This is a genomic window from Phocaeicola massiliensis B84634 = Timone 84634 = DSM 17679 = JCM 13223 (assembly GCF_000382445.1).
Classification (GTDB): Bacteria; Bacteroidota; Bacteroidia; order Bacteroidales; family Bacteroidaceae; genus Phocaeicola; species Phocaeicola massiliensis.
This window is the reverse complement of record NZ_KB905473.1, coordinates 631882-655268: the sequence shown is the minus strand read 5'-3', so window position 1 is coordinate 655268 and position 23387 is coordinate 631882. Positions and strand designations below refer to the sequence as shown.

Here is a 23387-nt window from a genome sequence, read left to right as displayed (position 1 = left end):
GTACTTTAAATGAAGGGGAAACACTTGGAGATAGTACACCAAAGTATTGATTATCAGTAAAATAAATAATTATTTAGTTCTGCAAAAACTTTGGTTATTTCGTTTATAGGTATGGCAACTCAGGAAGTAGCAATAAAGGCAAACTTGCAGATATTTTTAAAAGCTGATGCAGAAGTACTTGATGAGGTGATGGTTGTGGCATACGGTACAGCTAAAAAAGCTTCATTTACCGGGGCAGCCTCAACAATTTCAGCAAAAAAAATATTGAAGGATATTCCGATTAATTCATTTGAAGAAGTCTTGCAAGGTTCTGCTCCGGGTGTTACGGTAAACAGCAATAGTGGACAACCCGGTGCAGCACTTTCTATCCGTTTGCGCGGTACAGGCTCCATGAATGCCGGAAATGAACCTCTATATGTCATTGACGGAATTCCCGTAGTATCTGGAGACGTTGCTGTTTCAGGAGTGAGCGGAGATACTAAATCTTTTAATATTATGTCTTCTTTGAATCCCAGTGATATTGAAAACATAACCATTTTAAAAGATGCAGCAGCGGCATCACTCTATGGCTCCCGAGCTGCAAATGGAGTTGTCCTGATTACTACCAAAAAAGGACAAGAAGGAAAAACAACCATAAGTTTCAAAGCTAATTGGGGCATAACCGATTGGGCTACCAAAAACCGCGAGACTGTTAACGGTGACCAACAAAGGGAGTTGACTTATGAAGCCTTTTACAATGAGGGTATACTATATAAAGATTACGATGAGGTCCAAGCCAAGCAGTACGCCCAACAAAATGTAGATGTGTGGGCGCCTAAACTGGACCGCTATTCCGATTGGGAATCAGCCCTGTTTAAAAGTAACGGCTCAATGGAGAACTATGAGTTTGCAGCTCAAGGAGGTAATGAAAATACAAACTTCTATGCTTCTTTAGCTTATAAGAACGAAAAGGGCATGGTAGAATCATCATGGATGAAAGGCTTCTTCGGTCGTGCCAATGTAAGCCACAAATCCAATGATGGCAAAATAAAAATGGGAGTTAATATTTCCATGTCTAAACAAAGCAGCTCTCAGGTTTCAGAGGGATACGCTTATGCCAATCCCTACTTTGTTACACGTTGGTATGCTATTCCTAATATACCAATCTATAACGAGGACGGAAGTTTTTATGAAGGATTCCCTATTGCCAATTTAGGCGTTGCCAATCCGGTAAAAGACATGAATCTAGACAAAAGTTTGTCAAGCGTATTCAGAAGTTCCAATTCTTTATGGGCGTCTTATGAAATTATAAAAGGGCTTATCCTGAAACAAACATTGAGTTACGACTATATCATGAATGAAGCTACCACACACTGGCCAAAAGCTTCACACAACGGTAACTTACATCAAGGATTAATGATTAAGATACCCTATCAAAATCACAATATTTACTCCTCAACTGTTTTAAACTACATAACAACTATTAATGAAAAGCATAATGTAGATGTACTTATAGGATGGGATGTTGATGATAAAAAAGAAACTTATGTAGAAGCTGTCGGAAAAGGATATTCCACAGACTTACTACCTGAACTGGAGAACTCTTCTACTCCCATGACTGCTTCATCGGGATACTCTAGAGACAGATTATTATCTGTTTTGTCACGTTTCAATTATGATTATGCCGGAAAATATTATATTTCCGCCAACTACCGTCGTGACGGGAGCTCTCGCTTAGGGATAAATAAGCGTTGGGGAAATTTCTGGTCAGTTTCTGGTGCGTGGAGAATCAGCAGTGAGAATTTTATGCAGGGATTACCTTGGATCAATGACTTAAAATTAAGAGTTTCTTATGGTATTAACGGTACATTACCAAGCAAACTTTATAGTCACCTGAGTTTAATGAGTACGGGGTATGACTATCAGGACAAACCGGGTATTGCACCAGGTACAATTCCTAACCCCGATCTTGCATGGGAAAGAAACAAGAACTTCAACGTAGGTTTTGACACTCGCCTCTTTGAGCGTTTGAGTTTCTCATTTGACTATTACAATCGCTTAACTACAGATTTGCTTCAAGATGTTCCAACTTCAATGACAGTGGGTTTCACTTCTGCGTTAAAAAACGTAGGCTCCATGATTAACCGTGGCGTTGAGATTGACATTAGTTATGATATTTTCAAGCACTCGGCTATTCAGTGGACTACCGGTCTAGCCTTGTCACACAATAAAAATAAAATTGATAAATTATATGATGGCAAAGACATTATTAGTGGTTCAAGCATCTTACGTGAGGGAGAATCCTATTATTCATGGTGGGCCAGAGAATGGGCAGGCGTTGATCCTCAGACAGGTGAAGAACAATGGGTACTGAACACCCAAAATAAAGACGGCTCTCTGAATAAAGAATTAACAAAGAACCCGGGAGAGGCTCAACGTATTATTATTGGCACTCCTGACCCCAAATTAACCGGCGGATGGAGAAATAGCCTTTCATGGAAGGGACTGGAATTCAACGCCCTGTTCTCCTTCTCTCTAGGAGGGAAATTATTGGATGACGCTTGCTTAACGTATACAGATACTGATGGCGAAAACGCTTATTATGCAATAGGCAAACAGCAGTTAAACAGATGGCAAAAACCGGGAGATATTACAGATGTTCCGCGTCGTATAAACAACTATACATACGCCCGCTATTCAAGCGACCGTCACATGCACACCAATAATTATCTCCGTTTAAAATCGGTTTCACTTTCTTATTCTTTGCCCAAACAATGGCTCAACCCCTTAAACATAAATAATTTGCGCGTGTTTGTTTCAGGCAGCAATTTGCTGACATTCCAATCTTATGACAATGTGGATCCGGAACAACCTATTAATGGTAATGTAAATTTTGCATTTCCGGCAATGAAAAGTGTCAGTTTCGGTCTGGAACTATCACTATAACCTATAAACACAGAAATAATTATGAAACATAATAGTTTAAAATTCTTATTCATAGCGGCATCCATTTCTATAGGATTGTCTTCATGTGATGGCTATCTGGATCAGATGCCTTCTAACGCACTGCCTTCCGATGAATCTATTAACAATATTGAAGATGTAGGTTCTGCTCTAAATGGTGTATATTCAGGTTTACTGTCTAGCGAATATTACGGTGCCGATTTCATATCAAGAGCAGAAGTAGGAGGTGAAGATGTACAAACTTCGACTCCAAGCAAAAGAACTGAAAATTTTTACAAATTCATGTATCGTCAGAATAATGCGCCGACAGGTCTTTGGAAAATACCCTATCAGGTCATTAATCGGGTAAATGTTCTTCTGCAAGCTATAGAATCGGGTAAAATCACGGCTTCTCCTCAATTAGACAATGCAAAAGGAGAAGCTCTTGCAGTCAGAGCATTGTGTAATTTTAACCTTAATATAGTATACGGTTATCCTTATCAAAAAGACAAAGGAGCTTCTTTAGGAGCACCTATTGTAGAAAAGGTCTTGACGGCCAACGACATGCCTGCCAGAAACACGGTTGCCGAAGGCTATGAAGCAATAGAGAAAGATTTAACAACAGCTTTAGGATTGGTTTCTGATAAAGTCAACGATGGGCATTTTAATAAATGGGCAGTACTAGGATTGCAGGCTAGGGTTTATTTGTATAAAGGCAATTATGACGCAGCGTTCAATTGTGCTGAAACGATTATAAAAGAAAGTCCTTATAAACTGATTCAAAACGCAGACTATCTTGCTGCTTGGTCTAATGAATATACCTCAGAATCCATACTCGATTTGCATGTTTCAGATTTGTCTTCCGGTAATCGTGAACTCTTTGGTTATTTGGTAGATCCTAAAGGGTATGCAGCTATAGCTGCAACTGATGCCTTTATCGAACTGCTAAATGAATATCCTAATGATGTCAGATTAGGACTTTTAAAGGAAGATGCTGCAGGAGTTAAATGTATTATTAATAAATACCCGGGAAGGAATGGAGCCTCTACGGTTAATAATATCAGAGTGATTCGCTTGTCTGATATCTATCTGATTGCTGCAGAAGCTGCTTTGCGCAAATCAAGTCCAGATCAAGCGAAAGCAAATAGCTATTTGAATAAGATTATTAAAAGGGCTATTCCAACAGCATCGGATGTTGTCGCTACATTGCCAATGATCGACCGGGAAAGAAGGAAGGAGTTAGTATTGGAAGGACATCGTCTCAATGATATTTTACGAGTTGGAGGAACTGTAACAAGAGAAGGAGGCCGTCACTTCTTGAATAATACAGACTTAATAAGCCCTAACTGGAATGACTACCGTTGTGTTATGCCTATTCCTCAAGCTGAAATAGATGCTAATGTAAATCTGCAAGGACAACAGAATCCTGAATATTAACACTATTATATAAAATGACTTGATACCTTGGTTTGAATTCTACAGTGGGGTACACTGTAGAACAGCCATAAAGTATCAAGTCATTTTTATTCCATATGGTAGGTGTAAAAGATACCTTAATCGTTTTTCCATCAGAATTCTCGGACAAAGACTTCCTTTTCTTCACAGAAAAAGAGAGAGGCTATCCTATAAAGTACGCATTTGAAAATAAATGGAGTTGTTATTTTCTTTACAACCGCTTCAACCAGAGTTCGAAAAAACGGTCATAAACGCTGTATACACCTAATTCAGCAGTGACAAAATCTTTTTCCAGCAATCCTTTCAGTGCTCCCTGTACACTGCTTGCCGTCAGTTTGTAAGTGTGGAGAAATCTGGAAGAGGTGACTTCCTTTATCCTGCCTTCCTTGCAGATGGCTATCAGCACCTCCTTTTGCTTGGGTGGAAGTTGATAGAGTAAAGAAGAATAGGTAAAATCCATCTGCGATAAAATTTCATCTAATGCCAATTGGATCTTTCCAACCGTACAGGTTTCTTTTTCCATGGTATCCGCATAGAGGAAATTCATAACAAACTGGATATACCAAGTGGTACCGTCAAACAGCCGATATACTTCTTCTATGGTGTCCTTATTGATATTCTTTCCATTCTCTATAAAATGCCGTTCAATGAAAGCGGCATAGCTTCCAATTCCTATGGGTTTCAAATCCAGAATAGTAGTACTTTGATAGAAAGGACGTGAAGGAGTGGTGAATATTTCTCCCATCATATGCCGCTGAGAACCCGAATAGATGAAACAGGCATTGGTGCAATGCTGTATATAAGTCCTTAGTGTCGCTTCTATGTTTTTCTCGGGATATTTGGCTATCACCTGGAATTCATCTATGGCGATCAGGCAAATTCTGTCCGCTTTCTTCAAGTAACTGAAAATTTCGTCCAATGTTACTGAAGGGTTTTTGATATCGCCCATTTCCAGATTCCAACTGGGATTGCCCGTTTCATCAAAGGTGATTCCGGTACGAAGGGAAGATAAAGTGGATAGAAATGTTTCCCATATCTTCTTCCCTTGGGGTTTCAGCCCTTGCAATATGCTCTTACCGAATTCAAAGACAAATTCTTGCAGATTCTTGGTAGCGTAAATGTCTATCAGGAAAGTGTAATAGTTGTTTTTTACTTCCGGCTGGTGGAAACAGTGTTCTATCAGTCCTGTCTTTCCCAACCGCCGGGGGGAAATGAGAGCTACGTTGTTTCCATTGGTGATCTGCTTCGTCAGAAAACGCGTTTCTTCTATCCGGTCACAGAAATATTTCTCTGAACGATAACCGCTTGTTATAAAAGGGTTCATTTTTACCATAGTCACATACTTTTCCACAAAGATAATTATAATCTTATTATAATGCAATTATCATCATGTGTTTTGATTTCGTTAATAAGGCAGGTGTCTAGGCGTTTCTGGCAAAAAATGTCATTTGATTGCAAAATAAATCTTGTTTCTGCCATCAGTCGTTTCTTTCATACGCACCATACATTTGAAGTGAAAGTAATGAAATTTATTTCATATACGAATAATATAAAGGTTTATTTAGTAAAACGACATCAACACAATTTCATTTTATGGTAGAATTATAGTAGCACTTACCTATCGATTATGGCGCTATAGCCATATTGGGTGTATGTTAGCGTCATATGATGATATTGATAATTAACTATTAATCAATGTATTGTGTATAGTTTTAGTTCTGCAAAAACTTTGGTAATTTCATTTATAGGTATGCAATCTCAGGAAGTGTCTATTAAGCCAACAATAAACATTGTTTTAAAACCTGATACAGAAACACTTGACGAAGTTGTAGTTATCGCTTATGGTACAGCTAAAAAAGAATCTTTAACAGGTTCTATTTCCGTTGTAGATAATAAAAAAATAGAAAAACGCATCACAACAAGTGTTACCGGTGCGTTAGAAGGAGCCGCACCGGGTGTGCAAGTTAACAACACCTATGGAGAACCGGGGAAAGCTCCATCTATCCGTATCCGTGGTTTCGGTACATTAGTCAGCGGAGCTTCAGAACCACTTTATGTGGTAGATGGTGTTCCTTTTGATGGAAATATGGCTGAACTAAATTCTAATGACATTGCAAGTATGTCTATTTTAAAAGATGCTGCATCAGCCGCTTTATATGGTAACCGAGCAGCTAACGGTGTTGTCCTAATCACGACCAAAAGCGGACATGCTACCAACAAACCAAGCATTACACTACAAATGAATCAGGGTATTTATAATCGTGGTATTCCTGAATATGACCGTTTGGATGCCGACCGCTGGATGGAAGCTTCTTGGATGGCAAAAAAATATGCCATGATGTCTAATAAAGGTATGAGTGCAACAGAAGCCGGACAATATGCGACTGAACATCTTATTACAGAATCCATCGGACGCAATATCTATAATGCAGCAGACAATCAATTATTTGATGCCAATGGTAAACTGACAGCATCTCGCTTATCCGGTTATGATGATTTAGATTGGGCAGATGCCATTGAGCGCAATGGTCATCGTCAAGATTACAACTTGTCGGCCTCTACTTCCGGTGAAAAATACAGTATATATTCTTCAATTGGTTATCTGAAAGAGAAAGGTTATGTAAAAGCAACAGATTATGAACGCTATTCCGGCCGTATCAATTCTACATTTACACCGAATAAATGGTTTAAAGGAGGTGTGAACCTGACCGGTTCGTGGACTAAGCGTAACTATAATGACAATGCCACCGGTAGTTATTATTCCAATCCGTTCTACATTACTCGCTATATGGCACCGGTGTATCCTGTGTATATGCATAATGCTGATGGTAGTTACCAACTGGATGAAAATGGTGAAAAGATTTATGATACAACTTCTCCATATTTGGGCAACCGTAATATCGCTTATGAAATGTTGTTCAATAAAGAAGAAAGCATTCGTAATGTATTAGGAGGACAAGCTTTTGCCACGATTACATTACCGTTAGGATTGTCTGTCACAGTAAAAGGAGACTTAAACAACAGTACAAGTAATAACAAAAAATATGATAATCCCAAAATCGGTGATGGTGCTACCAATGGTGGTCGTCTGACAAGCTATGCATATCAATACCGCACAGTAACCTTACAGCAAATATTAAATTGGAATTATCAATTCAAAGAAATACATAATATAGAAGCCATGATTGCTCATGAAAGTTATAGTTGGGAGCGTAAATACACATCCGGCATGAATACCGGTATGGCTGTAGACGGCAATTTAACAATGGGCAATTTCCTAACCAACTCTTACTTCAACGGTAGCGATGATGAAGACAAGACGGAATCTTATTTGGCACGTGTAAAATACAACTATGATAATCGTTATTTCATCGAAGGTTCTTTCAGGCGTGATGGTTCTTCACGCTTCCATAAAGACAACCGCTGGGGTAACTTCTATTCGGTAGGTGCTAGTTGGAATATGAAAAATGAAGCCTTCTTAGAAGATGTGGAATGGGTTGATCATTTAAAAATGCGTGCTTCATATGGTGAAGTGGGTAACAATATGGGGGTCAGCTATTATGGGCACATGGCTTTATACACCATTGATAAAAATGGTGGCAATCCTGCTCTATTGAAAAAGTCATTGGCAGCTCCCGATATAAAATGGGAAACTACCCAAACCGTGGATGTGGCTGTAGAAGGCCGCTTGTTTAACAAGCTAAACTTCCAAATCGGTTATTTCGACAAGCGTTCTAAAGATTTGCTGTTCGAAGTCCGCTTACCTCTGTCAGCCGGTTCTTATCCATGGCAGGACAAGGTCATGAACTTGACACAATACAAAAATATTGGAACCGTTTCCAACCGAGGCTGGGAAATCTCATTAAATGCAGACGCCATAGACAGTAAAGATTGGAAATGGAACATTGGCGTTGATGCCACTTTCTTGAAAAACGAAATCGTAAAATTGCCTGACGGAAAAGACATTCTGCACGGTATGCAGAACTATTCGGAAGGTCATTCTATTTATGAATTCTATACATACCACTTTGAAGGAGTAGACCAATTGACCGGTACTTCTCTTTATACACTTGATCCGGAACAGAAAGTTAAAGCTGAAGAGGCAGGTGCTTTAGTAAATATCAATGGACAAGATTATGCCACTGCTACCTCTTATGCTCAACGTAAATGGGCAGGCAGTGCACTCCCCACTGTATATGGTTCTATCAGTTCTGCCCTATCATGGAAAAACTGGAATCTGAACATGTTGTTCACTTATTCTTTAGGTGGAAAAACATACGATGGTTCTTATAGCAGCTTAATGGGTGTATCCGAATCAGGTGCCGCAGGTAGTGCTTACCACAAGGACATCTTAAATTCTTGGAACGGTGCTCCGGCAGGTATGACCGAAACTTCTCCTAACCGTATTGACCCGAATGGTATTCCTCGTATAGATTACTACAAATCTTCTGACTTGAATGCTACCAGCGACCGTTGGTTGGTAAGTTCTTCTTACTTGGTATTCAAAAATCTGAGTTTATCTTATGAACTACCCAAAAAGTGGATGAAGAATTTAGGCATTGAAGGGTTGATGTTGAATGCCGGTGTAGAAAATCTTTTTACACTAACTGCACGTAAAGGTTTAAACCCACAATATTCTTTCAATGGTGGTTCGGATGACACCTATGTAACCGCCAGAGTTTATAACTTTGGATTAACTGTAAAATTCTAAAGAAATAACTTTTTAAAACAGACATAGAATTATGAAAAAATATATTCAAAAATTGTTTGTAGGTAGTCTAATGGCAGGTACCTTGTTGGTTTCCTCTTGTGCAAGCGACTATCTGGACACAGCTCCCACAGACTCTACCGGTTCTGCTGATGCCATCGGAACAACCGACAATGCCATAAAGGCACTGAATGGTATTGCCAAACTCATGAGCACCCAACATTACTATTTCGGTCAAGGCTTTGCCGGAGAAAACAATATCATTGCTCATTATGAAAATTATCCGAGCGAAAACTATCTGTATAACTTATATGCATCCGGCTGGTCACCTATTCATAATCAAGAGTTTCATACACGTACTAACTCTATTTACGATGCTTATGCGTGGTATTACTATTATTCTATAGTAGGCAATGCCAACACAATTCTGGCAAACATAGATAACGCAGAAGGCACTGAAAGTGAAAAGCAATTTATAAAAGCTTCGGCACTAACATTCAGAGCCTATGCTTTTGAAAAATTAGTGCACTATTATTGCTGGCGCTGGCAAGACTCCAACAATGGTGCATCACAAGGTTTAATACTTCGTTTAGACGAATCAACTAACGGAATGCCTTATTCTACATTGGCTGAAACTTATACCCAAATTTATAAAGATTTGGATGAGGCTATCAGTTTATATGGCGAAAGTGGCATGAATAGAAAAGAAGGCGATGTATGGATGCCGAATGTTAACGTTGCCCATGCCATATATGCTCGTGCTGCACTGACAAAACAGGATTATGCCAAAGCTTTAAGCGAAGCAAAATTGGCGCGTGAGGGCTATCCATTGATGAACAATACAGAATACTATGCAGGTTTCTGCAACCCTACAGGTGAATGGATCATGGGTAGCTTTGGAGGTTCACAGGAAAACAACTGGTATTGGAGCTACGGAGTGCAATTTGCCTGCAACGGTTACTATGCCAGCACGCAACAGACCGGTGCCGGAGCTATCGGACGCGAATTAATTAACCGCATCCCCAACAATGATGCCCGTAAAGCTTTATTTCTCACCGAAGACAAATTCCCGGGCTACAACTTCAATGATGGTTCAGTCATGGACTTAACATATGGCATTTTAGGTATGGGTGAAAAAGAAAAAGAAGCCGATGCTCTATGGGATGAAGCCGCAGCTTATTGTAAAAAGATGGCTGTCAGTGGACTGACTGCTCCTTATGAAGCTGGTTATATGTACTTAGGAGGACAATTAAAGTTCTATGTATTCGACACTCCGGGTGTAGGTTACTTACCTTTTATCCGTTCTTCCGAAATGGTATTGATAGAAGCGGAAGCCAACTACTTCCTAAACAACGAAGCAGCTGCACAGGCGGCTTTAGTAGAGCTGAATGCTACTTCCGGACGTAATGCAGAATATACTTGTACCAAAACCGGAGATGCGTTATGGAACGAAATCATGGACTATCGTGAACTTGAACTATGGGGAGAAGGCTTTGCATGGAGCGACTATAAACGCTGGAATCGTGATGTCATTCGCAATGGCTTTGACAAAGGTGGCAATGCACACATCTCTATTGCTACGACTATTCCGGCAAGCGGCGCCAACAAATGGACATGGGATGTTCCTTTGAACGAAACTGATTACAATGATGAACTGAAAGTTAGCGGTAACTAACAGTTAATCATCGACTACAAAAAAGAGAGTGTCAAAAATGCTTTTATTAATTTGCCTTTGACACTCTCTTCGTTTTCTCTTATAATATCTTCCCTATTTCATTCCAATCCTCTATTATCCCTGTAGGCTGAAAAGAAAACTTCGTTGTTTTTTTTACATTATAGAATACTTGTCCGAGCCCTGCATCCTTGGCACCAGCTATATCATTCTCCCAATTATCCCCTATCATCAAAGAAGTATGCAATTCTGACTGAGTGGCTGACATCGCAAAGTAAAATATTTCAGGAAAAGGTTTATGCACACCGATATCCTCCGACAAAACTACTTTTTTAAAGTATTTATCAACTCCCGCCGAACGCATTTTTTGTTCTTGCAACTCTCTAAAACCATTGGAAAGGATATACAAATTGTATTTTGAAGACAAATATTCCAATGCTTCAACCGCATGAGGCATTGTCTTCTTCTTGTACACTATTTCTGCAAAAAAATCATCCGAATATGCTTTTACCAATGCTTTATCTTCAACACCTACCTGTTGCAGAGGATAAGAAAAGCGCATATCATTCAACTCATCTTTTGTGATATGTCCGGCACCATACTCTCCCCAAAGTATTTCATTTCGCCCACTATATATGGTATAAAACTGATGAAAGGAGTCAAAGTATCGCTCAAAATGATACTTTTCATACATGTCCTGAAACGTATCGCGGGCATTTTCGGAAAATGCCCAAACCGTATCATCCAAATCTATAAATATGCTCTTATACATATACATTCAATAATTATAAAAAAGGGGTTGTGCCTGATTGAGACGCAACCCCTTTACGGGATAATTTATATATTATTTTATTTTACCTGAATAACAAGGTATCTTGATACACTCCAAAACTGACTAGGATTAGTTATCTTCAAAGTTAACTGCCCTTTTGCATCCTTCACCAATTCGTATGAACCTGCAGGATGAGTGGTTAATAGTTCTGCACGTTTTGAATACAATTTGATTTCCTTGTCTGTACGAATATCAATCTGAGTAAAATAATCTTTATTGAAATCGTCATTTTTAAGCACGTCACCATTCTTAAGAATTTTCTGATCTTTCAATTCCGATTTTGTACCAAAGACAAACCATGCAGTATTCAAAGCTTTATCCTGACTGGCAACAGTAGCAGATTTAGCTTCATTCTCAGCTGTCAAATCACTTACATTTTGGCTTAATCCGGCCACTGCATCATCCAATTCTGCTATACGAATATTCTTTGAAGCAAGCTCTGCCTGTAAAGTCTCAATCTGTTGTTGTTTAGCCTCTAATTCCTTAGTCAAATTGGCAATAGCTTTTTTCAACTGTGCAGAATTATATTTACTGTTCTTCAATTGCTCTTCCAACTTAGCAATCTGTTCGCGGTTAGCCTGTAATTTTTCACTAATAAAACGAATATCATCTTTTATCTTATTTGCACTGTTTTCACGAATAGAGCCACTCTGCAAATCAACACGGTTTTCAGCTTCGTTTATTTGTCGGAAACCTTCCTGAACCTCATTAAATGCACCCATAATTTCGTCCAATTCTGCATTTCTGCTGGACAGTTCTACCATTAAAGAATCATTCTGAGCCTTCATAGCCTCATTTTTTGCTCCGTTACCGCAAGAGCTCAACAGGGCAACAGACAACAATGATAAAATTACTAACTTTTTCATCTGCTTTACTTTTTAAAGTTCATTATTTTTAGTCCTCTTTTCCACCGAGCACAATGACAATCTCGCCACGTGGCTCGTTCTCTGTGAAATGCGCTATAACTTCTGTCAATGTACCCCGTACACTTTCTTCGTGCATTTTAGAAATCTCACGACATACGGAAACAGGCCTGTCGGCACCGAAAAACTCGGCAAATTGAGTCAAGGTTTTCACTAAACGATAAGGTGACTCATAGAATATCATCGTCCTCTTCTCTTCCTGTAAAGAAGTGAGCCGAGTAACCCGACCCTTCTTTTGAGGCAGGAAACCTTCAAAACAAAAACGTTCATCAGGCAAACCGGAGGCAACCAATGCCGGCACAAAAGCTGTAGCTCCCGGCAAACATTGCACCTCAATACCATTCCTTACACATTCCCGTACAACTAAAAATCCGGGATCAGAAATTCCGGGAGTGCCGGCATCAGATATCAACGCTACAGTTTCGCCTGCTTTGATTCTATTGACAACGCCTTCAACCGTTTTATGTTCATTGAATTTATGATGGGACTGCATCGCATTCTTTATTTCATAATGTTTCAAAAGAATGCCGGAAGTACGAGTATCTTCAGCCAATATGAGATCAGCCTCTTTCAGCACGCGAATAGCGCGAAATGTCATATCTTCCAAATTCCCCACGGGAGTAGGCACTACATACAGTTTTCCCATAAAAAACACTCCTAATTCTGTTATATGATGACAAATGTAGAAAGAAATCAAATGTATAAAGTTAATTGATGCTATTATTTAACAGATGTTGCACATTCCTTTAACATTATATCTTTTATTAATAAAAATATTAGGGATTATAGCCCTTTTTTGGGGTACAAATAGTACATTTGCAGCCGTAACTAAAACCAATTATCACTATTTAACCATGGTAGTTTTTTCAGAAGACCACATACAAGAGACACGTAGAAGAGGAAGAATAGAAGTAATTTGCGGTTCCATGTTCTCAGGCAAAACGGAAGAACTTATCCGACGGCTGAAACGTGCCAAGTTTGCCCGCCAAAGAGTGGAAATATTTAAACCGGCCTTGGATACCCGATACTCTGAAGAGGAAGTTGTATCACATGACAGCAACTCCATTGCCTCCACCCCTATTGATACTTCCGCCAGTATCTTATTATTCTCTTCAGATAAAGATGTAATAGGAATAGACGAAGCACAGTTTTTCGACGAAGGGTTAATAAACGTATGCAATCAGCTGGCCGACAGCGGGGTGCGTGTTATTGTAGCCGGACTGGATATGGATTTCAAAAGAATTCCGTTCGGACCTATTCCGGCTCTATGTGCCATTGCAGATGAAGTAACCAAAGTCCATGCTATCTGTGTAAAATGCGGTAATTTAGCTTATGCTTCTCATCGCATAACCAAAAGTGACAAAAGAGTACTGCTCGGCGAGAAAGCCGACTATGAACCATTGTGCCGTGAATGTTACAGGAAAGCTATTGAGGAAGAACAAACCATCCAATAAGTCCACATCATTATGTTACAGAAGAAAATAACATTTGACAGTTTTATCCGTGGTATTCTAAGCGGAATTGTCATTATAGGAATACTCTATTTAGTCAATCGCTTAAGCGGAGTATTACTTCCATTTTTCGTTGCGTGGCTCATCGCCTACCTTATTTATCCTATGGTTACTTTCTTTCAGTATAAATTGCGGTTAAAAAATAGAGTCATTTCTATTTTTGCTGTTATGCTGGTATTAATATGCATCGGTATTCTGACATTTATCGGACTGGTTCCTCCTATTGTAGAAGAATTCGGAAAATTAAAAGAACTGCTCACCGATTACTTTGTAGAAGGTTCAAAACAAGCAGCCATCCCCGGTACCGTGGCCAATTTTATTAAAGAACATATCGATATGCTTAAAATAAATGAGGCTTTGAATGAAGACCGTATTGCTCAAACCATACGTGATGTACTGCCTCAGGTATGGGCTATCTTTACACAGTCAGTCAATGTGGTCGTGAGTATATTTACCTCTTTTATCATACTGCTCTATACTTTTTTCATTCTGCTGGATTATGAAGCCATAGCCAAAGGCTGGATAAAATTAGTTCCTGTAAAACATCGCGATACGACCATCAAAATAGTAAATGATGTACAAGAAGGCATGAACAAGTACTTCCGTGGACAAGCAGTGGTAGCTTTTTGTGTAGGCATTTTATTCAGTATCGGTTTTCTGATTATTGATTTCCCACTGGCAATCGGCTTCGGATTGTTTATCGGTCTACTCAATATGGTACCTTATTTACAACTCATTGCTTTTATCCCTACCATACTATTAGCATTGCTCAAAGCTGCCGATACCGGAGAAAATTTCTGGTGGATATTATTTTGTGCATTTTTAGTCTTTTGCATTGTACAGGTCATACAAGACGGATTGATTGTTCCCAAAGTAATGGGGAAAATAACCGGTCTGAACCCTGCTATCATTCTTTTGTCCTTGTCTGTTTGGGGAGCATTGATGGGAATTGTAGGAATGATTATCGCCTTGCCGTGCACTAGCTTAATGCTTTCCTATTATCAACGATACATTCATATAAAAGAAAAGGAATTTTCGAGTGACAATAACACGCCTGATAATCAATAGATAATAGAACTTATTAAAAAATAAATCAAAAAAAGTAAGCAATATATTTGGAAGTTTAAACAAAAACGCCTACCTTTGCACTCGCAATTCGGAAGAATAGCAATAACAAAGGATTGATTCGCTAGCTCAGCAGGTAGAGCACAACACTTTTAATGTTGGGGTCCTGGGTTCGAGCCCCAGGCGGATCACAGAAACGCTGGACAGAAATGGACAGTAAATGTACAACTCCTACAATATCAAGGTATTGTAGGAGTTTTTCTTTGTATAATGTCTGTGACCTAAGACACGAAAAGGTCACAGAAAGACACACTTTCGTGACCAATTCGTGACCTGTCCACCCTCTAAGATTTTAGGTCACGGAATGTCCAAAATTGGCGGTTTGTTGTCTTGATTTGTCCGTACTGCAAATATCTCATTTTCAGTTTATCAATTTAAGTTTGTAACTAAAAAAAGAGATTATGAGAAGTACTTTTAAGCTACTCTATTTCGTCAAACGAAATGCAGTAAAGAAGAACGGTAATGCACCGATTATCGCACGTATCACTATCGACCAAGTTGTAGCCCAGTTTAACACCAAACTGGAAATAAATCCGACTCACTGGAGCGTGGAATTAGGCAAGGCTTCCGGCAGAACCGCAGAAGCCGTACACATCAATTCCATGCTGGAAAGTATTCGTAGCACAGTTCATCAACATTACCATGCGTTAATGGCGCAAGACGGATATGTAACCGCAGAACTGGTAAAGAACGCTTTTTTAGGTAAGATAGCAAGGGAACGGACTTTGATAGAGTTCTTCAAACAGCACAACGAGCAGTATTTGCAAAAGGTCAAAATGAATACCGCAGACAAGACCTATTCACGTTATGAACTGACAAAGAAACGGCTTATGGAGTTTATGAAGTTTAAATACTCCGTTTCCGATATGCTCATTAAAGATATAAATGTGGTATTCATTGAAGATTTCCTGTTGTATATCAAGAATAACTATGGGTGCAGCCATAATACGGCTATGAAGTTCATACAACGTTTTCGCACGGTAGTAAACTTTGCCAAGAATACGGGTTTAGTGACTGCCGACCCTTTTGGGAGTTATCGGGTAAGGTTTGAACGTACCGATAGGGATTATCTGACTATGGAAGAAATTACCACCATTTACAACCACGAGTTTAGCTCTAAACGGTTGGAGCAGGTACGTGATTTGTTCATTTTCAGTTGTTACACGGCACTTTCATACATTGATGTATGCGAGTTAAGGCAGGAGGACATTCGCACCGGATTTGACGGTAATTTGTGGATTATACGGAAAAGACATAAAACAAATGTTACATCTACTGTCCGATTGCTGGATATACCAAAAGCCATATTGGAAAAGTACAGAGACAAATTGCCAAACGGTAAGATTTTACCAGTTATCAGCAATCAGAAAATGAATGATTACTTAAAAGAAATCGCAGCCATTTGCGGGATTGAAAAGACCTTGACCTACCATGTAGCCCGGCATTCGTGCGCCACTTCGGTGCTGCTCGCAAACGGTGTTCCCATTGAAACTGTATCTAAGATTTTAGGTCATACCAACATCAGAACTACTCAAATTTATGCGAGGATTACCGATTTGAAAGTAAGTGGCGACATGGAAATGTTGGCTCAAAAACTGGACGTTCCAAATCGTACTGCCAGCCGTTGAAATCGTGTTATCGTCAGATAACAGCAAGGTGTGATTTGTGGCACACAAATCTGTTTTCCGTGCCGCAAAACACCTTGGGCAAATTCACTCCAAAGTCGTGTTGCCAATGAAAGAAAGACATTTCCTAACTAAAGATTTTTTCGCTCGTCGGGACGGGTGGTCCCGCCCCTTGCCGCTGGGCGTTCCCCGACCGATGAGTTTATTTTTGTAATTCTGCAATCTTGTTTTATTGAAATATTGATAGCCTGATTGATTGAAAGCAAGATTTCAAGAAAACTGGATTGATTGAAAACAATAAACCATTCAATATTGATTGAAATACTGAATGGTTTATTTATTATCAAGAATATAATTACTTGCGAAAAGAAAATAAAACTCGCATCATGTATCGTTTTCATCCATTCTTCGGAGCAGACTTTTTTGCAATGTCTCCAAATACCGAGTTCTATTTATTTTACGGCTTCGCATTTCCAAATAAGAATGATATAAATCACCAATATCTATACTGAACACATTTTCAAAATATCCTGCAATCTCTTTTAAAGTAGCCGTTCCTTTATTAAAATCCCCATTCGCTTCTAAAGCATAAATCAGTTCTACCAACGCCCTTTTAGAGCCAGTCCAACGCAAAATACTTTCTACAACCTGTCCGTTATCCGCTTTGCGCTGTACAATACGCTCCAATTCCTGCAATCTGTTAGTCAAATAGATTTTCAACAGTTCGTTAGTAATAATTTTAGCCACTTTAAAATCATATCCGGTTGAATATAGAGGGTCTTTATCAATATGGGAACTGTCTGTACATATTCGTAAATCATTTTGATTTCGGGTAAAATAGTATCTATCCAAATAAGTAGATTTAGAACGGTAATACTGGTAAAAGTCCAAATTCCTACTGAAATAGAATGTTAAACTATTTAGTTCATTGTACAGATATTCTTTTTGCGCAACATCACTACCTGTTGGGAATTTACTTTCTATAACATAAATTTTGTTATAGTACATATATTTACTTAATACTTCCGGCTTTAGTTCTTTAAAGAAATAGATTTCTTCCGCCTCGTCCCTAAACTGATAATTTACTGTATGCTTCCTAAGTTCATCACACAAAGGTCTAATAAAACGCATCATGTGTAACGCCCTATCAATCCCTATACATTCGTCAGAATTAGAAATATTTATTTCGGTCTGTATCTGAAAGAGTAATTTACTAACGTAGCTTTTAATTGCTGCATATTCCATACTCACAACATATTGCGCTATAACACAATGTTATAAAGATAACCTAATACAATAATAAATAAGGTTATCAATCCAAAGAATATCCCTATCAGCCGCCAAGTCATTACTTTTTTCAACAGCGTAGCTTCGGGCAATGACAGCCCAACAACTGCCATCATAAAAGCAAGCGCAGTTCCTATGGGGATACCCTTAGCTACAAAAACTTCAATTACCGGTACTATTCCGGCAGCATTGGCATACATTGGAACTGCCAACACTACTGATAAAGGAACTGCAAACCAATTATCCTTAGACATATACTGCTCAAAAAATCCTTCCGGTACATAGCCGTGCATAAATGCACCGATACCGATGCCGATAAGGATATACAGAAGTACACCTTTGACAATGCCCCATGCTTCTTGCATGATAATCGGCAATCGTCTAAAGAACGGAGTATGCTCTTTTTCCCATGTTCCGGAGTCGGAAGTTGAGTTTTGCTGAATTTGTTTTACCCAATCACTCAAATAAGGCTCCAATTTCATCTTGCCCAAAATAAATCCACCTACCATACCTAACATAATACCGCTAATCACATAAATAGAAGTAATACGCAACCCAAAAGTGCCAATAAACATGGCAACAGCAACCTCATTCACCAAAGGCGAGGTTATCAAATAGGCGAATGTTACCCCCAAAGGAATACCCCCTTTCACAAATCCGATAAACAGCGGTATGGAAGAACAGGAACAGAACGGGGTAATAGCACCAAATAAGGCTGCAAAGAAATATTGCAATCCATATAGTTTACGAGAGGTCAAATAATTGCGCAAACGTTCTATCGGGAAATAAGCATTTATAATTCCCATTATCACGCTGATAAAAAATAATAATATCAAAATCTTTATCGTATCGTAAAAGAAGAAGTTTATAGCTTCTCCTAAAGCTGTTGAAGCATCCAAACCGAAGATGTCATACACCAGCCAATCTGCAAACCTTTGTATCATAATCCTATTATTGTTTGTAATAATACGAACATATTACCTAAAAAATTAGCGGTTACAAGCACATTTAGGCAGTTCTTGTTTTTTTATCTCTGTAATGTAGAACTTGGCAAATTCATTCTTGATTTCATTACGCACTCTTTCAAATTCGCTTCTGATGAAGTCCGTTGTCCCTATTACTTCCGAGGGGTCATCAAAACCAATATGCAACCGTTTCCCTACATTGCCCTCAAAAGCCGGACACGTTTCGTTAGCACTACCGCATACTGTTATCACATAATCCCATGTATCACTTAAATAAGCAGTTACATTGGTAGGAATATGCTTACTTATATCAATGCCAACTTCTGCCATTGTCTTAACAGCCAAAGGATTAACTTTCTCAACCGGATGCGTACCAGCGGAATACACTTGTATATTCTTATCAAACGATTGCAGGAAACCATGCGCCATTTGACTGCGACAGCTATTTCCTGTACATAAAATTAAAATTTTCATATTATACCCCAATTTATCAATCCATAATAAATGCCAACCAAAATAAACAGTATAGCTACCATGTTATTAAACCACTTCTGAAAAGTCTGCACACGGTTATAAAACTTTCCTATCCCTGCTACACTGTATGCCAAAATCCAAGCGACAAGCATAACTGGGAGCCCTGTTGCCAATGCAAAAATGACAGGTAGCAAATACCCCTCACTTTCCATAGCTGACATGGGAATAAGCATGCCAAAATAAAATAGACCACTGGTCGGACAAAATGCCATGGCAAACAATATCCCCAGCAACAAACTACCCCATGAGCCTTTTAGTTTTTCTGTCTTTTCAGTAGCGGAAAATCCGAACTTAGGTAATTGCAATTTATCTCCGAATAGCATAAACAGCCCTATCAACATCAAAGCAGGAGCAAGCAGCAGTTCCCCCCATTCGCTGATACCTTTTTGTATGGCAAACATATCTGCACCCTTTCGGAGTATTGCGATAAGTATCGCGCCTAATGCAGAATAAGCCAATACACGCCCTAAAGTATATAAAACACCATTTGTAAATATCCGGTTACGGTTATTTATATCCTTACTAATAAATCCAATAGCGGTAATGTTGGTAGCCAATGGGCAAGGACTTACAGCAGTCAACAGACCGAGCAGAAAAGCGGTAATAATAGGTATCTCACTATTATCCAACCATGTTTGCAAGTATTCCATAAGACTGTATTTATTTTAGCAACTGATTGATTTTCTGTTTTAATTCTTTCTTGAAAGCCGATGTATTGTTCCGGGCATTCTGAAAGCCAAAGCGTGTCATGTCGTTACGTTCTTCTTTACCGTTCTTCCATTTATTAACATAAAGAGAAGACCAACTTACACGATATTTCTCTGCCAGCTTCTCGCCTTCGGGAGTTGAAATATCTACTTCTTTGAAACGTAGTTTGCCATTTTTAACCAACTCTGCCAAATCTGCATTGACCACTTCTTTCGTATATTTCTCAATGGCTTTGCAAGTTACACAACGTTGTTTCCCATGAAAATAAAGAACTTCCACATAGGTATCTGCGGCAATCTGAGCCATTCCCCAAATAGAAAACAAACAAGCAATGGTAAGGAATAAAAAGCGTTTCATCATAATCTGATTTACTTGGTTAATACATCTTTTACTTCTTTGGCAGAAAGTTTGCCCTTTGCCACAACCTTACCGTCAACAACGAGAGCAGGAAGCGTCATTACATTGTATTCCATAATCTTCATCAAATCTTCTTCTTTGGTTATTACCGCTTCCAAAGCTAATTCTTTTACTACTTGTTCAACCGTTGCATACAGAGCCTTACAACCTGCACAGCCTGTTCCTAATACTTTAATTTCCATAATTTATAAATTTATTATATTAAACGTAATTCGCAAAACAACGAACATCAATATTAAAAAAGGGGGATTATCAGCAACACTCCCCCGATTTACAGATACATTGCCCGAAAAACTCTTTAAAGAGTTCACGAGCCAATTGCCAATTCTCTCGGTTGATACAGTATTTCACTTTAGGCGTTTCAACCTCTCCTTGTATAAGTCCTGCATCTTTCAACTCTTTCAAGTGCTGTGATACGGTTGCTTTGGCAATGGGAAGTTCTTCGTGAATATCCCCAAAATAACACGTTTTCTGCTTTGCCAAAAAGTGCATAATAGCAATTCGGGCAGGATGTCCCAATGCTTTGGCAAATCTTGCCAACTGTTCCTGCGTAACAGTATAATCTTTCTTTTCTTCCATATCTCGAATATTGTTCGCAAATATACGAACAATATTCGAGATAGCAAATTTCATCATATTTTTTTTCAGTGCAAGGTGCAAGTGCGTATATATATATACGCTTGCACCTTGCACTTGAACTATATATATTCATAATCAACCACTTGCATAATTCAAAAATAATGCGTACATTTGAACCCAAGATGTTGGCAGACAGACACCGGACAACAGCAGACAGTTTTTAAGGACTAAAGCGTGACGGATACAAAGCCAAAATTTCTGAAAGTACTGATATTGAGGAAGAAATAACGTTTGGTTCATAACCCAGGCGGATCACAGAAACGCTGGATAGAAATGGACAGTAAATGTACAACTCCTACAATATCAAGGTATTGTAGGAGTTTTTCTTTGTATAATGTCTGTGACCTAAGACACGAAAAGGGGCTCAGTCTGAAAACTTGGGGGAATTAGGGCGTCTGTAAGAACAGACATTATTTGCTATTGATTGAAGATAGAAGTATTCAAGCAGCATAGAGCTACTAATGATTGTTCTCATGAAGGGACATTCATTAAATATTACAAAATCAGCCAACTAATTCATACACAAATTATTGCGAATTAGTTGGCTTTTTTGTATCTTTAGGTATTCCCCCGAAAATAAGGTTTGACGGCCAAAACGGGGGAAATATCCAAACTAATAAGATATGGCAAAGATAGTGAATATTTCAGAAATTCACCCTACTTTGGGTTTTACAGAATTTGATATTCTGGAAAAATACCGCAAGAGTTTTAATGAGAGTGAGCTTGGCAAGCTTCATTCAGTCTTTCCGTTTGAATGTATGGCAAAAGCCGCAGGCCTGTCGGACCGGCGCCTGGGACGCAGGAACAGATTCAGTCCTTCCGCAAAGATCGCCCTTATGGTCCTGAAGGCATACACCGGATTCTCCGACAGGCAACTGGTGGAACATCTGAACGGGAACATACACTACCAGATTTTCTGTGGAATTATGATTCCCCCGTCCCTTCCCATAACCAACTTCAAGATAGTCAGTGCCATCCGTAATGAGATAGCATCCCGCCTTGACATTGATTCTTTCCAGGAGCTCCTGGCTTCACACTGGAAACCTTATCTTGATAACCTTCACGTCTGCATGACCGATGCCACATGCTATGAAAGCCACATGCGTTTTCCTACGGACATGAAACTCCTTTGGGAAAGCCTCGAATGGCTCTACAGGCATATATGCCGGCATTGCAAGGAGCTGGGCATAAGGCGTCCGCGCAACAAATACAGGAATGTGGCGGAATCCTATCTGTCCTACTGCAAGAAAAGAAAGAGGAGAGCTTCAAGGACAAGAATGCTTAAGCGCCGTATGATCAAGCTTCTTGAAAAGCTCCTCAGTCAAAGGGATGGAATCCATAGCGAGTACGGTGCTTTACTCCGATATACCCAGGATTATCATAAGCGTCTTTCCATCATCAGAAAGGTGCTTGTACAAGAAAAGGAAATGTTTGAAGGGCGGAAAGTCAGTGACCGCATCGTCAGCATTGACCGTCATTATGTACGTCCCATCGTCAGAGGCAAGGAAACCAAGTCCGTCGAGTTTGGTGCAAAGGTCAATAATATACAGATAGACGGCATATCGTTCATAGAACACCTCTCGTTCAAGGCATTCAATGAGGGTATACGCTTGAAGGACTGTATCCGTATGCAGCAGAAGCTTATGAATGTAAGGGTAAGATGTGTGGCTGCCGATTCCATATATGCCAATAATGCCAACAGAAAGTTCTGTACAAAATATGGGATATCCACATCCTTTGTGCGCAAGGGAAGGGCGGCCAAAGATGAGCCTTTGAGGAAGATGCTTAGAAGCGAACTCTCAAAAGAAAGGGCAACACGGCTTGAAGGAAGCTTCGGCACTCAAAAGCAACATTACTCGCTCTCAAGGATAAAGGCCGGAAACAGGAAGACGGAAATACTGTGGATTTTCTTTGGAATACATACGGCAAATGCCATACTGATGATAGAAAAAATCAGAAACAAAACAGCTAAAGCAGCATGATATGATTTTACTCACAGAATCAGAAGAGGTCATCAGACTTCTTCCGGAACGTCATGTCCTGTCGGATAGAATTATGTGAGAA

19 protein-coding genes and 1 tRNA gene are annotated in these 23387 nt (G+C 39.2%); 9 read left to right on the top strand and 11 right to left on the bottom strand.

What is annotated here, in order from left to right; translation table 11 throughout:
• Positions 1 to 90: 90 nt before the first annotated feature.
• Together HMPREF1534_RS03565 and HMPREF1534_RS03570 are read left to right on the top strand one after the other, a co-directional pair.
• On the top strand, positions 91 to 2925 hold the full coding sequence (locus HMPREF1534_RS03565; protein ID WP_005943310.1) for a SusC/RagA family TonB-linked outer membrane protein: 2835 nt from the start codon (positions 91 to 93) through the stop codon (positions 2923 to 2925).
• Positions 2926 to 2946: 21 nt separating this feature from the next.
• Positions 2947 to 4359, top strand: coding sequence for a RagB/SusD family nutrient uptake outer membrane protein (locus tag HMPREF1534_RS03570; RefSeq protein ID WP_005943307.1), 1413 nt, complete (start codon positions 2947 to 2949; stop codon positions 4357 to 4359).
• A gap of 229 nt (positions 4360 to 4588) precedes the next feature.
• Here HMPREF1534_RS03570 and HMPREF1534_RS03575 read toward each other — a convergent pair whose 3' ends face one another.
• Positions 4589 to 5710, bottom strand: a complete 1122-nt coding sequence (locus HMPREF1534_RS03575) for an AAA family ATPase (protein ID WP_018452157.1) — start codon at positions 5708 to 5710, stop codon at positions 4589 to 4591.
• A gap of 396 nt (positions 5711 to 6106) precedes the next feature.
• Between HMPREF1534_RS03575 and HMPREF1534_RS03580 the strand changes: the two genes are divergently transcribed.
• Positions 6107 to 9088, top strand: a complete 2982-nt coding sequence (locus HMPREF1534_RS03580) for a SusC/RagA family TonB-linked outer membrane protein (protein WP_250815042.1) — start codon at positions 6107 to 6109, stop codon at positions 9086 to 9088.
• Positions 9089 to 9119: 31 nt separating this feature from the next.
• The gene (locus HMPREF1534_RS03585) at positions 9120 to 10760 is read left to right on the top strand and encodes a RagB/SusD family nutrient uptake outer membrane protein (RefSeq protein ID WP_005943301.1); all 1641 of its coding nucleotides are present in this window, start codon (positions 9120 to 9122) and stop codon (positions 10758 to 10760) included.
• A 79-nt stretch (positions 10761 to 10839) separates the two neighbouring features.
• Here the strand turns inward: HMPREF1534_RS03585 and HMPREF1534_RS03590 are convergent, their stop codons facing one another.
• From HMPREF1534_RS03590 to rsmI, 3 genes are all read right to left on the bottom strand, one after another.
• On the bottom strand, positions 10840 to 11529 hold the full coding sequence (locus tag HMPREF1534_RS03590) for a YjjG family noncanonical pyrimidine nucleotidase (RefSeq protein WP_005943298.1): 690 nt from the start codon (positions 11527 to 11529) through the stop codon (positions 10840 to 10842).
• A 77-nt stretch (positions 11530 to 11606) separates the two neighbouring features.
• Positions 11607 to 12455: a Cbp1 family collagen-binding glycoprotein adhesin gene (locus HMPREF1534_RS03595; protein WP_005943295.1), complete on the bottom strand. Its 849-nt coding sequence runs from the start codon at positions 12453 to 12455 to the stop codon at positions 11607 to 11609.
• 28 nt (positions 12456 to 12483) lie between these two features.
• A complete protein-coding gene (gene rsmI, locus HMPREF1534_RS03600) occupies positions 12484 to 13158 on the bottom strand; it encodes a 16S rRNA (cytidine(1402)-2'-O)-methyltransferase (protein WP_018452152.1) in 675 nt (224 codons plus the stop codon).
• Positions 13159 to 13366: 208 nt separating this feature from the next.
• On the opposite strand from rsmI, the gene HMPREF1534_RS03605 reads away from it, so the two are divergent.
• The 4 genes from HMPREF1534_RS03605 to HMPREF1534_RS03620 all read left to right on the top strand — a co-directional run bounded on the left by HMPREF1534_RS03605 (position 13367) and on the right by HMPREF1534_RS03620 (position 16776).
• Positions 13367 to 13966, top strand: coding sequence for a thymidine kinase (locus tag HMPREF1534_RS03605; RefSeq protein ID WP_018452151.1), 600 nt, complete (start codon positions 13367 to 13369; stop codon positions 13964 to 13966).
• Positions 13967 to 13978: 12 nt separating this feature from the next.
• Positions 13979 to 15091 (top strand): AI-2E family transporter, encoded by a 1113-nt coding sequence (locus HMPREF1534_RS03610; protein ID WP_005943286.1) that lies wholly within the window; start codon positions 13979 to 13981, stop codon positions 15089 to 15091.
• Positions 15092 to 15206: 115 nt separating this feature from the next.
• Positions 15207 to 15279 (top strand) — tRNA-Lys (locus HMPREF1534_RS03615).
• 270 nt (positions 15280 to 15549) lie between these two features.
• Complete coding sequence (locus tag HMPREF1534_RS03620) at positions 15550 to 16776, top strand: site-specific integrase (protein ID WP_005943283.1); 1227 nt, start codon at positions 15550 to 15552, stop codon at positions 16774 to 16776.
• A gap of 381 nt (positions 16777 to 17157) precedes the next feature.
• On the opposite strand, the gene HMPREF1534_RS03625 is transcribed toward HMPREF1534_RS03620, so the two are convergent.
• From HMPREF1534_RS03625 to HMPREF1534_RS03655, 7 genes are all read right to left on the bottom strand, one after another.
• Positions 17158 to 18018, bottom strand: a complete 861-nt coding sequence (locus tag HMPREF1534_RS03625; protein WP_005943280.1) for an RteC domain-containing protein — start codon at positions 18016 to 18018, stop codon at positions 17158 to 17160.
• A gap of 17 nt (positions 18019 to 18035) precedes the next feature.
• Positions 18036 to 19004: a permease gene (locus tag HMPREF1534_RS03630; RefSeq protein ID WP_005943278.1), complete on the bottom strand. Its 969-nt coding sequence runs from the start codon at positions 19002 to 19004 to the stop codon at positions 18036 to 18038.
• 45 nt (positions 19005 to 19049) lie between these two features.
• Positions 19050 to 19499 carry an arsenate reductase ArsC gene (locus HMPREF1534_RS03635; RefSeq protein WP_005943276.1) on the bottom strand — a complete coding sequence of 150 codons (450 nt, stop codon included), beginning with the start codon at positions 19497 to 19499 and terminating at the stop codon, positions 19050 to 19052.
• Positions 19496 to 20209, bottom strand: a complete 714-nt coding sequence (locus HMPREF1534_RS03640) for an aromatic aminobenezylarsenical efflux permease ArsG family transporter (RefSeq protein WP_005943274.1) — start codon at positions 20207 to 20209, stop codon at positions 19496 to 19498. The genes HMPREF1534_RS03635 and HMPREF1534_RS03640 overlap by 4 nt, the downstream gene beginning before the upstream one ends.
• A gap of 10 nt (positions 20210 to 20219) precedes the next feature.
• On the bottom strand, positions 20220 to 20624 hold the full coding sequence (locus HMPREF1534_RS03645; RefSeq protein WP_005943272.1) for a nitrophenyl compound nitroreductase subunit ArsF family protein: 405 nt from the start codon (positions 20622 to 20624) through the stop codon (positions 20220 to 20222).
• A gap of 11 nt (positions 20625 to 20635) precedes the next feature.
• Positions 20636 to 20866, bottom strand: coding sequence for a thioredoxin family protein (locus HMPREF1534_RS03650; RefSeq protein ID WP_005943271.1), 231 nt, complete (start codon positions 20864 to 20866; stop codon positions 20636 to 20638).
• A 70-nt stretch (positions 20867 to 20936) separates the two neighbouring features.
• Positions 20937 to 21317, bottom strand: a complete 381-nt coding sequence (locus tag HMPREF1534_RS03655) for an ArsR/SmtB family transcription factor (protein WP_005943269.1) — start codon at positions 21315 to 21317, stop codon at positions 20937 to 20939.
• A 629-nt stretch (positions 21318 to 21946) separates the two neighbouring features.
• Between HMPREF1534_RS03655 and HMPREF1534_RS03660 the strand changes: the two genes are divergently transcribed.
• The gene (locus tag HMPREF1534_RS03660; protein ID WP_005935559.1) at positions 21947 to 23305 is read left to right on the top strand and encodes a transposase; all 1359 of its coding nucleotides are present in this window, start codon (positions 21947 to 21949) and stop codon (positions 23303 to 23305) included.
• Positions 23306 to 23387: the final 82 nt, after the last annotated feature.